The organism is Paenibacillus sp. GYB006 (genome assembly GCF_036577645.1).
Taxonomy (GTDB): Bacteria; Bacillota; Bacilli; order Paenibacillales; family Paenibacillaceae; genus Paenibacillus.
This window is the reverse complement of the sequence record NZ_JARBDA010000107.1, coordinates 1-239: the sequence shown is the minus strand read 5'-3', so window position 1 is coordinate 239 and position 239 is coordinate 1. Positions and strand designations below refer to the sequence as shown.

At 52.3% G+C, this 239-nt stretch carries 1 rRNA gene; it reads right to left on the bottom strand.

The features are described from left to right. Positions 1-239, bottom strand: a 16S ribosomal RNA gene (locus PV403_RS25385); the annotation flags it as partial.

Below are 239 nucleotides of genomic sequence, written 5' to 3'. Positions count from 1 at the left end.
TGCTGGCAACTAAGATCAAGGGTTGCGCTCGTTGCGGGACTTAACCCAACATCTCACGACACGAGCTGACGACAACCATGCACCACCTGTCTCCTCTGTCCCGAAGGAAAGGTCTATCTCTAGACCGGTCAGAGGGATGTCAAGACCTGGTAAGGTTCTTCGCGTTGCTTCGAATTAAACCACATACTCCACTGCTTGTGCGGGTCCCCGTCAATTCCTTTGAGTTTCAGTCTTGCGAC